This window comes from Endozoicomonas acroporae (assembly GCF_002864045.1).
Classification (GTDB): domain Bacteria; phylum Pseudomonadota; class Gammaproteobacteria; order Pseudomonadales; family Endozoicomonadaceae; genus Endozoicomonas; species Endozoicomonas acroporae.
This window is the reverse complement of record NZ_PJPV01000010.1, coordinates 25832-37457: the sequence shown is the minus strand read 5'-3', so window position 1 is coordinate 37457 and position 11626 is coordinate 25832. Positions and strand designations below refer to the sequence as shown.

General features: G+C 50.6%; 8 protein-coding genes. 4 read left to right on the top strand and 4 right to left on the bottom strand.

Annotation, left to right across the window (positions count from 1 at the left end):
* Positions 1-134: 134 nt before the first annotated feature.
* Positions 135-1019 carry an SMC-Scp complex subunit ScpB gene (gene scpB / locus CX664_RS02440; protein WP_206679209.1) on the top strand — a complete coding sequence of 295 codons (885 nt, stop codon included), beginning with the start codon at positions 135-137 and terminating at the stop codon, positions 1017-1019.
* On the opposite strand, the gene CX664_RS02435 is transcribed toward scpB, so the two are convergent.
* Positions 1016-2137, bottom strand: a complete 1122-nt coding sequence (locus CX664_RS02435; protein ID WP_101745192.1) for a hypothetical protein — start codon at positions 2135-2137, stop codon at positions 1016-1018. The two genes, scpB and CX664_RS02435, sit on opposite strands and share 4 nt — an antisense overlap.
* 11 nt (positions 2138-2148) lie before the next feature.
* The gene (locus CX664_RS26135; protein ID WP_180966351.1) at positions 2149-2415 is read right to left on the bottom strand and encodes a hypothetical protein; all 267 of its coding nucleotides are present in this window, start codon (positions 2413-2415) and stop codon (positions 2149-2151) included.
* Here CX664_RS26135 and CX664_RS28040 point away from each other — a divergent pair.
* Positions 2317-2598, top strand: a complete 282-nt coding sequence (locus CX664_RS28040) for an SbmA/BacA-like family transporter (RefSeq protein ID WP_101745191.1) — start codon at positions 2317-2319, stop codon at positions 2596-2598. The two genes, CX664_RS26135 and CX664_RS28040, sit on opposite strands and share 99 nt — an antisense overlap.
* Here CX664_RS28040 and CX664_RS02425 read toward each other — a convergent pair.
* The gene (locus CX664_RS02425) at positions 2538-6050 is read right to left on the bottom strand and encodes a hypothetical protein (RefSeq protein ID WP_101745190.1); all 3513 of its coding nucleotides are present in this window, start codon (positions 6048-6050) and stop codon (positions 2538-2540) included. The genes CX664_RS28040 and CX664_RS02425 overlap by 61 nt on opposite strands.
* 308 nt (positions 6051-6358) lie before the next feature.
* On the opposite strand from CX664_RS02425, the gene rluB reads away from it, so the two are divergent.
* Complete coding sequence (gene rluB / locus CX664_RS02420) at positions 6359-7240, top strand: 23S rRNA pseudouridine(2605) synthase RluB (RefSeq protein WP_101745189.1); 882 nt, start codon at positions 6359-6361, stop codon at positions 7238-7240.
* 198 nt (positions 7241-7438) lie between these two features.
* On the top strand, positions 7439-9469 hold the full coding sequence (locus tag CX664_RS02415) for an NEL-type E3 ubiquitin ligase domain-containing protein (protein WP_101745188.1): 2031 nt from the start codon (positions 7439-7441) through the stop codon (positions 9467-9469).
* Between the two features lie 87 nt (positions 9470-9556).
* Here the strand turns inward: CX664_RS02415 and CX664_RS02410 are convergent, their stop codons facing one another.
* Positions 9557-11518: a bifunctional 2',3'-cyclic-nucleotide 2'-phosphodiesterase/3'-nucleotidase gene (locus CX664_RS02410; protein WP_101745187.1), complete on the bottom strand. Its 1962-nt coding sequence runs from the start codon at positions 11516-11518 to the stop codon at positions 9557-9559.
* Between the last annotated feature and the right edge of the window lie 108 nt (positions 11519-11626).

Below are 11626 nucleotides of genomic sequence, written 5' to 3'. Positions count from 1 at the left end.
AATTTCTGCTTCTGAGGAGAATAGCGGGGCTATTTGACGAAGAAGCAGGAATTTTTAGACCAATTTATCGCAACCGCAGTAGGACAGTCTTAAGTCCAACAGGCTCCTAAGATTGAATAACATGGAAAATATCAATGAGCGAAAAGCCTGATCTCTCACTGATTCTGGAAGCAGCGATCATGGCCAGCAGTCGTCCACTGACGATTGAACAACTGGCGGCCCTCTTTCCGGAAGACAATCGCCCTGATGGCAATGAAATCCGTGAAGCCCTGGTCAAAGTATCTGACGCCTGCGAGGGCCGGGCCTTTGAACTGAAGCAAGTAGCGTCCGGCTTCCGCTTTCAGGTTCGTCAGGCCATGGCTCCCTGGATTGGCGGTCTATGGGACGAAAAACCTCAGCGCTATACCCGTGCCCTTCTGGAAACCCTGGCCCTGATCGCCTATCGCCAGCCCATTACCCGGGGAGAAATTGAAGATATTCGTGGCGTCAGTGTCAGCAGTAATATCATACGCACCCTGCAGGAGCGGGAGTGGGTTCGCGTTGTCGGCCACCGGGATGTGCCCGGCAGACCCGCCATGTTTGCCACCACCCGGCAATTCCTGGATTACTTCAACCTGCAGAACCTGAATGAACTGCCGCCGCTGTCGGAAATCCGGGACCTGGAAGAAATCGCCAAGGCTCTGGAAATCCCGGAAGAGATTGCCGAAGCGCTGGCGGCAGCAGGCGGTACGTTAGAACAGCCGGAGCTGGCAGACCAGGAAGTCATCAAAGAGCGTTCGGCCCAGGAGCTGTTCGATGAACTGGATGCCATGGAAGCCGAATTGCCCACTGGCTTTAATGACTTGATCAAGAAGCAGAAAATACCGGCCCTGCAACTGGAAGAAGATATGGAACAACAGAGCTCTGAACTCACTGAAGATAAATTAACCACACCTGCAGAAAGCCAGGCTTCTGATGAGCAATCCTCTGAAGAGGCCATTTCTTCCCAGCCTGAAGAGCCCGATGAAACCTTTCATTAATCAACGACACTCTGGAAGTATTCTTCCAGAGTGTCTGCTGGAACCCCCCCCCCAACCTCACCCAGCTCCTGAAATACCGGTTGAAAATAAGCATCCAACTCATGGGCAAGGTGGTTCCAGTCTTTATTTTTATCGCCATCAAGAAGGTAAGTGAAATCTGGTAATTCTTCGCCATCAAAAAGCTCATCTGGAAATTGTGAGTCTAATATATTTTCCTGGTAAAATGACAAGGCAAGTATTGGCTGATGGACGTCTTTGCTCATATCTGTGCAAAGACGATGACGGTGGCGTAGCATCGTTACATCACACCCTCTCAGATAACTATCAATTTTATCAAGCCCTTTGCCAAGATCAGACATAACACCTGTATTAATAATACCGTTGATTAGATCATCGAACTTTATTGGAACCATTCCCCGGGTAGTGAGATCGGGTATGTAAGTGTCGAAGGAGTTAACTTTACATTTTTCAAGTAATCTGCAATTCGTTTTCTGCCACGACTCGAGTCTACAGGCAATGGTATGCAATTCTTCCAGTCTGGCTGTTGTGAAAGAGTCAGCGATCGTTTCACCAAGTTCTTTCCTGACACTTTCAACGGCCTTATCTTTACCGCCCTTCCCCGCAGAAGATATTGACGCCAGTTCATTCAGGCTTGATGTCAGAGACTCCTCCAGAATCAGCTCACCGCCACCATGAACGCAGCCCCCTACAGCACCTTCAGTGGAATCCGCCTCCTTTACCAGAAGAAGGCTCTCTAACGTTTGCTCCAACCCCATGAAGCCACCGAGTTCTGAACCAGGACCTGAACTGAGGGAGGATAAGGGTGAAGCATCGTCATCAGAACTCTCATCATCTGAGCCAACCGTAAATCTCACAACCGATGGATTATCAGTTCCACCCAATGCTGGATTCATATAATTATGGGCAGGCAAAACAGCACTGGCAGCCCGAGCACCAACGGCCAGACTGTGCTGAAGATCTTCAGTGGCGCGACTCCGAAAAATACCGCCCGCATGCTGAGCATTCTCTGGCAAGGCAGAATCATTCTGGTCATAGCTGTTGCTTAGTGGTCCGTTAACAGCGTTTGCCAATCCGGTATTTGCACTTGGTGGAGTCATAAATAAACCTTCTAACGATAGATATTTACTCCCCATAGACAGCTTGCTTTCCCAATAGGTTCAGTCATTGGAATAATATTTTGATGAGTCAAATCAGGGCCTGTGACCATTAAAGTGTAACTCAGCCCAACCCAATAAGCGCGTCCCATCTGATAACGCTTGCCTGCTGCGGTGTCCGTATGTGGCAATTTATTTTTACCCTTGCCATGTTCCAACCGCTGTTGTGGGAGTTGAGCAAGAAGGTTAATCAGGTGCCGTTTATTGGTCAGGTAGACCATGTTCTCATTTACGTAGCTATTTTGACGTCCATCGTTGGCACCTTTCTTCTGGCTGTCGTTAGGGTTAGGTTGCTGTCGCTCAATACACCGATACAACCAGAGTTCATCGAGTTGGGTTTTCCTTATTCAGGCTGCATCATCGCAAGCAGTGTTTTGACAAATTCCTTTTTCTTGAATTGGTAATCATTAACTGGCTGAAAGGCCGATAGCCAGCCATTCACTCTGTGCTCAAAACCCTTACGCCAAATATGGCTGAGCAATTTCATGTGAAGATTCTGAGTCAATGCATAAAGGCGTCGGCGCTCTTGCCCCTGATTTGTCCGGTCGTCCAGGTTTCCGGGGGCTCCTTGAGCGTGCAGTGCAATAAACTGCCGGGCTTTATTCAGGGTAAGCAAAGAGCGTATCAGCAAACCATAAATACGGTCACTGGTGTTTTGGGGGGTGTTAAAAAGAATGGTTCGGGGCAAGGCAAATGCCGCTCCTTTTTGCAACTGCTCAGTCAGCGGATCGAGGTTCTCGGTGAGAAATTTCAGCGTATCGTTCAACAATCTGGTTTCTTCAGCAAACGACAAACACCACACTGGCCTCTCTACGCCGGGAACATAAATGGCCAGTCTTGCCTTGTTTTGATGGGCTACTCTGTCGTCCACACTGACCTGCAGCCCCATTGCCTTGGCACCCAGATCACCGTCTGTCAAATAAATATTGAAAGCTTTTGGCAGTTTAATCACCGGACATCCCGGGACTGGCCCGATGATAACACTTTTGGGGATTTCTGAATCTCTGTCGGTATTCAATGCGCGCAGCTGTCCAAACAGGGCTCTGGCAGGCTCTTCCGCGGTGCAGATAAGGTCTATGTCGTTGAATGACGAGCAGCGGTTTTGTAAGTAACGCGCATACGAACCGGTAATCAGGATGGGGGGATAGGGATAAGCGTCATTAATTACCTGAATAATCTCCAGTGTTCTCAGCGTTAGCGCATTTAACTGCGGAACCTGATGATCCGGACAACCCGCTCTGCCTGTAGTGAACGTATTTTCTGCTTTTTCTGTTTCATACCAGTATTCGCGGGGCTGGTAAGGGAATGGATGTTCCCTGCCGGAATTGGCCACGGATCCTTCTACCGCTTTTTCTCTTTGACCAGGGTATTCTAAAATCGGGATCACGTCGGGCAGTTGGCCTCTATAGCCATATCCGGCGTTATTGACACAGTTGCTTGAGTATCTGTTTCCATGACCGGGCAAAAAGCCAGACCGGAAGTTATCTGTGGTCTGTCTATTCAATTCAGGTCTGTACGATACCGGGTACTCTCTACGAACGGCAACAGAAGCCGCATGGTGACTGGCAGAGGCTGCGTATCTGTACCGACTATCACAGGCGACAGCATTTTCCGGATTAAACAGAAACTTATTCACTGTACCTGTTTCGCGGAGGCACTGTTCAAGGCCGCGCCCTAAAGCGTGGCGCTGTTTACTTCCTTCAGGAAAACCCTTAAGGCATTCCAACACCTGATGTCTTTGGATTCTTCGTCCATAAACAGGCTGTCCAGTGATATAACAGTGTTTCAGGAAAAAGAAATAGATGCGCGAATTCTGAAATGAAGGCCTCAGTGTCTGGATGGAATGCAATACCTGTTCTGCGGACAATCTCTGATGATCAATGGTCAATCCATTCTGCATAGCCATGAATATCAATATACACCGCAATCGTTGTTGCTTATCTTTGATCAATATGCTGTCCAGAAGTTGCCAGGCCTTTTGGATGACCTCCTGAGCATCATTGCTTTCATCGTATCGCTGAGGTTGTTGCAACCTGTGCATCAGGTATTCAATCTGCCTTGCGGCATGATTTCCGGGGGCTTCATTAAACGCCTCCAGTACTTTCAGGTTATCCAGATAGCTGCCATTCAATTCTCTGGCATTCAATGCCAACCGGGAATAAAAAATCGCTCTTTCGAGCAACCACCCCCCCCGTTCATAATCCTTGATCACGGCATCCGGTGTGACCTGCTGGCCATTCAATCGCAGCCCCCTCAGGCAACATTCTGCTTTGAAGCGCCCTAGCTCCAGAGTTGCCCTGGCTACCTTATAATCCCTGACCACGGTATCCGGTGTGACCTGCTGGCCCTTCACCATCAGGCCCCTCAGGCAACATTCCGCCTTGAAGCGTGCCAGCTCAAGCATTGCATTGGCTGACTGATAATCCTCAATCACCTCATCAGGGGTAACCTGTCGGCCATTCAACACCGTGCCCTTCAGGCAACAGAGTTCCTTAAAGCGCGCTCTTCCGAGCTTGCCACCGGTATCATTATCCGGGAAACTCTTAAACACAGCATCCGGCCTGACCGGCTGGCCATTTAGCGCCACCCCCCGCAGCCAACACTGTTCCATAAAGTGCGCCAGCCCCAGTACTGATTTAGTGGCCCGGTAACCGTTAACCACCGTATCCGGTGAAACCTGCTGGCCATTCAGCGGCAGCCCTCTCAGGCAACATTCCTCTTGGAAGTGCGCCACTCCCCGTTTGCCTTCCGGACTACCCGGGTAATCCTCCACCACCTCTTCCGGTGTGACCCGCAGACCATTCAACGGCAGGTCCCTCAGGCAACATTCCGATTTGAAGCGCGCCAGTTCCAATCTTGCCCCGACTGCCTGATAGCCCTTAACCACTGCCTCCGGTGTGATCTGTCGGCCATTCAATGACAGGCGTTTCAGGCAACATTCCGCTTTGAAGCGCGCGATCCCCAGCCGACCTTTCGGATTATCCGGGAAATCCTTCACCACCGCATCCGGTGAGACCGGCTGGCCATTCAACGCCAGCCCTCTCATGCAACACTCCTCTTTGAAGCGCGCTATCCCCAGTTTGCCTTCCGGGCTATCCGGGAAATCCTTCACTACCGCATCCGGTGAGACCGGCTGACCATTTAACGTCAGGCCCTTCAGGCAGCATTCCGACTTAAAGCGCGCTCTCCCCAGTTTGCCTTGCGGACTATCCGGAAAATCGTTAACCACCATATCCGGTGTGACCGGTTGGCCAGCCAACAGCAACCCCTTCAGGCAGCATTCCGACTTAAAGCGTGCCAGCTCCAGTGTTGCTTTAACGTCCTGATAACCCTTAACCACCGCATCCGGAGTGACCTGCTGGCCATTTAACACCAGGCCCTTCAGGCAGCATTCCGACTTAAAGCGCGCTATCGCTATTTGGTACTTGTTGTTTTGATCTGGTTTCCGGTTGAATTCCTGAATCACCTGATCCGGAGTCACTTTTTTATTGTCATGCAGAATGTTCTGCAGGCAAAGTTTGAGCAGGAAGAAGCCACTTCTAAGAGACGATCTATCATTTCCGTAGGCTGCAAGCACACCAGACGGGGTGATTCGATGCCCATATAATCTTTTTTTCCACCAGAAGTCATCCTCAGTACACTTGCCGTAATCCGGGGTGGCAGCGGCCATTCGATGAGGCTGATAGTTTGCGACCCTTTTACCGTTAAATGTATTTCCCGGGTGTTCTGGAATCCCGCTGAAACCGGCTCTCTGGTCAACCCGGACAGCAGACTGTGCATGGTAGTAGGCTGGTAATATTGTTTTCAGAATAAAACCCTGCTGGCTGAGGCTATAAACACCGCCGTTTGACCACAAAATGATTATCAGGTTCCATTCCTCTTCTTTATTTCACCTGTTTAAGTAGCTGGCCATATGGAATCATATATTTCTGGCTACTTGGGCAGGTGCTATGCGAGGCACAACGGAGGGAGCATAGCCGTAGCTATGTGACCGGAGTTGTAACGAAGCAGAGTGCCTGAACAAGGAGTCAGAAATATATGATTTCATATGGTTAGCTACTTACTTTATTTCACTGCGGCTCAACCGGATTGTTTGTACCCGAACCTCCCGTTATACTGCGTTCCCTCTTGTTAAATTCCGGGCGGAGACCCCGCCGATATCCCATGACCACAGAAACTACACTCCCTCCGCAGGGCGAAAAACTGCAAAAGATCCTGGCGGGCGCTGGCCTTGGCTCACGCCGTGAGATGGAGCGCTGGATCACTGAAGGACGCATCAGTGTCAACGGTGTCAAAGCCAGCCTGGGCGACCGTGCAGACCTGGCCGACGTTATTGCCGTGGACGGCCGGGTAATTAAGCTGGACGCCTACGCCTCTGGTATTCGCCGTGTCATCGCTTATAACAAACCTGAAGGCGAAATCTGCAGCCGTTCTGATAAGGAAGGCCGTCCAACGGTCTTTGATAAACTCCCTAAACTGAAGGGCGAGCGCTGGATCTCCATCGGCCGCCTGGACCTCAATACCTCCGGTCTGCTGCTGTTTACCAACGATGGTGAACTGGCCAGCCGCCTGATGCACCCCTCCCACTCCATTGAACGGGAGTACGCCGTGCGGGTCATGGGTGATATTACCCAGCAGAAAGTGAAAAACCTGTTTGAAGGTGTCGAGCTGGAAGACGGCATGGCTCGTTTTACCGATATTGTGGACTCCGGCGGTACTGGCATTAACCATTGGTTTCACGTCTGTATTCTTGAAGGGCGTAACCGTGAAGTCCGTCGTCTCTGGGAATCCCAGGATCTGAAAGTCAGCCGTTTGAAGCGGGTCCGTTTTGGCAGCATGATCATTCCTGATCACCTGCGTCAGGGGCAGTTCCAGGAGCTGGAAAAACAGGATATCGACGCGCTTGCCGCACTGGTGGACCTGTCACCCGCACCCGCCTTCCACAAAAAGCCGCAGGATCGGCTGAAAAAGAACGAAGTGCAGGCCAGGAAAGTCAAAGGCAGTACCAAACGTTTCAGCCCTCATCCGAAAAAGCGCTCTCGCTAGGATAGACATTCAGGAATTCTTCATAATGGCAACATCCACCCGGCCCTCTCTCAGCGCTTGATGAGGGGGCTGGCGGCTGGCTTCTCATATCCACCTGGCACCGCCTGTCCGTATTATTTTTGCAGTAACACCAGAAAAAGTGAACTTCATCAATCAGTTGTGATCCTTTTACATTACTCACAGCCGTAAAATGATGATATGAACGCAACAGCACTGAGCAACCTCCCTGCACACAATATTGGTACGAGTGTAAGTGAAACAACGCAATGTCCGGATACTGACGCTAACGGCCCAGTGCCAGAAAATCTTATACGCCGCGATTCATTGTCCATTGATGCACTGTTCCCACATAACGTTAAACTTTTATCGGAATTCTCAGTCATTAAAGTCCGGGAGACCGACCCAACCGAAATGATCCGGTTGATGAGGGAGGGTAATGTTTCCGATAACCTCTGCTATAAAATTAATGGCGATCTGTTTCCCACTCTCAGCCGGCCCCAGCGCAGCAGGATTCAGGCTGTTCCCAAACACCTGTACGTGCTGTTCAGTGTTGATTTTGAGGGTTTCAGCCAACTGCCTGAGTTACCGCAAAACTTCTTCGTGGGGCGGACCCTCTTCCTTAAGGCTTGCCCCCGCCTCAGGGCTCTGCCTGAAAACCTTACCGTGGGATTAAGTGCTGAGCTTAACGAATGCCATAGCCTGGAGACTTTACCGACCAATTTCTTTGTGGGGGAGAACCTTCTGCTCAACGGTTGCTCCGGACTTAAATATTTGCCCGATGACCTGATTGTCAGGCGCAGCCTGTTTCTTAACGATTGTTACAATCTGCAAAAACTGCCAGAAAATCTCTCGGTACTGGCGACCCTTAGCCTTATTAACTGCACCACTCTCAGGGAACTGCCCAATGGTATGAACATACCGGAAAACCTATACCTCAAGGGTTGTACCAATCTGGAGTGGCTGCCGCAAACCCTCAAGGTGGGCCGAAACCTTACCCTTGAAGGTTGCACAGAACTGAGAATAGCGTCAGATACTTTACTGGAAATAGGTGGCAATCTTATCCTGAAAGATTGTACCAACCTGAGAGAACTGCCTGCCAGGATCAAGCTCGGTGGCGATCTTGATCTCTCTGGCTGCGTTAGCTTGACCGCCCTGCCTCACTGGATTACAGAACTGGGCTGGAGGACGGACGGTCAGGAATTGCGTTTACGCAAGGTTTATCTGGAAAATACCGGGTTGCCAGCGGCGTTACTCGCCCAGCTTGAACATGAACAACCAGAAGGCATGCAATTTTATGTAGCTGAATCGCAGGGGGTACCAGCGCGCACATTTAACACGTTTGAAGAGGCTTTTACATTTTGGGCGAATCTTGCACAATCTCACTCACCCACCCCAATCCTCGATCTGCGGCCTGACCAGGAGCAAAGCCTGACTTATTATCTGCAACGCCTGACCGGTACTGCAGATTACCAGAACCGCGTAACACAGCGGATACTGGCCCAACGAGTGTTAGGGGTCATGTCGCTGCTCAGCGGTAATCAAGAGATTCAGGAAAACGCCCTGATGCGCATACACCATGCCACCAGTACTTGTGACGACCGGGTTATACTGGCTCTGGATGACCTGGAAACACTGGAGCTGTCCAGATCAGCAGAAACCATGGCTATGCATCCGGACAGCGACCCCACAGAATTGCGCGCCCTGGGACGGCAAATGATGATTCTGGAAGCGGTGAAAGAGATTGCCAGACGTCATATTAACATCATGTATTTCGTCAGTCCGATTGAAGTAGAGCTGGCTTATCAGATTGGTTTGCGCAAGCGCTTTAACCTGCCAGGCGCAACTCAGGACATGCTGTTCAGAGCCTGTAGCCGGGTTTCCCAGTGGCATATTAACCAGGCCGCCATGGAAATCGAACAGCACTGTTCTGAAGATGCCCTGGAGGGCTTCCTGAGAACATGGGAACCCTGGCAAAAATACCTGCGCAGCTTGTCCGTTCCAGCCTTCGAGCAGCTCCAGCCCAGAGTTGTTGCGCGGATCAGGGAATGTCCGTTCTGCCTGGACAAAACAGACCAAATGGTTGTCTTTGATGACGATCACTATGATTACTACAGCCTGCGCCGGGCGTTTCTGGAAAACAGCAAGGATCCATTTTTCAAAAAGCCGCTGGACTGGTCAATTGTCTACCGGCTGACGGAAAAATCACGCTCAGGAACTGCCCTGAAATAACTTCCGCATTTCCTGATCAAACGGTTCAGGCCAGAAGGCAGGCCGGGCGCTTTGCCCGGTCTACCCCCCGGAATGAATCTCAAGCAATTATTTGCTCAGATCTATCTGGTACAGCGCAAAACCTGTTTCATCCTGTCCCTGCTTTTTCAAGGGATAAGCTGCCTGTTTTGCAATGAAACGTTCCGCGCTTTTGGAGTTCCCGGTTTCAAAGGTAATGTTCAATTTTTTGTCTGACCTGATGGGTGCCAGACGCCAGTTGTTGTCAGCACTTGGAATCACCTGACCGTTCTTTTTGGTCTGAGCCGTAATATACGCAGAAAGAACAGTTCGGTTTTCATCAGGAGAAGCAAACGCGACGAACTTATCCCCCGTTCCGGCAAAGTTACCACCGCCGTAAGCACGATAGTTGTTGGTAGCGATAATAAATGCCTGGTCCGCTTTCACCGGCTTACCCTGGTAAGTCAGGTTGATGATACGGTGAGAGTCGTTTACCTGAATACCGTTGGCATCAAAACGGGCGGGCTGGGTCACATCAATCTGATAATCAACCCCATCCATCACGTCAAAGTTGTAGGTCTGGAAACCATCCCAGTTCAGCAGAGGTTGTGGTTCGGTACTGTCAGGATTGATCTGATTGAACTGACCTGCAGAGCGCTCCAGCCAGTTTTTCACCTCTTTTCCGGTGACTTTCAGGGCTACCAGTGTATTGGGATAGAGGTACAGGTCGGCAGCATTACGGAAGGTCAGGGTGCCTGCTTCCACTTCGGTGTAGCCAGTCGGATCATTTTTACGACCACCGGCTTTGAAAGGGGCGGCAGCGGAGATAACAGGAATACCTTCCAGATCAGGATCGCCCTGGATAAAGCGCTCAACGTAATCTCTCTGTGCATTGTTCACGATCTGCACGGTGGGGTCATCCTGCACCAGTGCCAGATAGCTGTACATCTGATCAGAAGCCTTGCCAATAGGCTGGTTAACAAATTCCAGGGTGCCCTGGTGCTCTTTTTTGATGATGTTAACTATGTCCCTGTAAGACTTAGCCTTGGAGCTATTGGTCCTGGTATTAAAAATAGCGCGAGTGGTTGCCCGGGCATCAACCACTTCCCATTTGCCACTGCGGTTGTCCAGCTGCAAATCAACCAGCCCCAGATGGCTGCCCCAGCGACCTGGCATAACCGCGGGTACGCCGTTGATCGTCCCTTTTTCCACATCGACGCCGGGGATCTCAGCATAAGCCTCTGCCGGAAAAACGCCGTGGGAGTGACCAAACATCAGGGCATCAATGCCTTCCACCAGAGATAGATAGTAGGTGGAGTTTTCCGCCATGGCTTTGTATGGCTCGCTGCTCATGCCGGAGTGTGGAATGGCAATGATAATATCAGCCCCTTCGGCTTTCATTTGTGGCACGAACTTTTTTGCCGACTCAACGATGTCGAAAGCGACCACTTTTCCTTCAAGATGCTTACGGTCCCACTGCATGATCTGTGGTGGTACGAAACCGATGTAGCCAACCTTGACGGTCTGCAGCTTGCCATCGGAATCCTTAAACTGCTGGCTCTTGATGAGATAAGGCTGGTAGAGGTTTTTGCCGGTTTTGGCATCCACTACGTTAGCGCTTATATAGGGGAAGCGGGCATCATTAATGGCTTCATTCAGAAAGTCCAGACCGTAATTGAACTCGTGGTTACCAATATTGCCTACGTCATAATCGAGCAGGTTCATGGCTTTGTAGACCGGGTGCATATCCCCTTGCTCAAGGCCTTTGTCGGCCATGTAATCGCCCATTGGCGAGCCCTGCAACAGATCGCCATTGTCCACCAGAACACTGTTGTCAACTTCGGCACGGGCCTGTTTGACCAGCGTTGCGACACGGGCAAGTCCAAACTGTTCGGTGGGCTTGCCCTTGTAATAATCAAAATCCATAACATTGGCGTGAAGGTCGGTTGTTTCAACAACCCGGAGGTCAATCGTAGCGGCGGAGGTCAGACCACTGACAGAAACCAGGGCAGCAAAAACAGCCATGGAAACAGGGGAACGTCGAAAGTACATGCAAAACCTTTCATTCAATGATTGCTGAGCAAGACGGTGAACCGTCGTATCACCAAATTACAAAAAACGCATAGTACAGCAGCTTCACTTTGAGTATCTATCAGGATT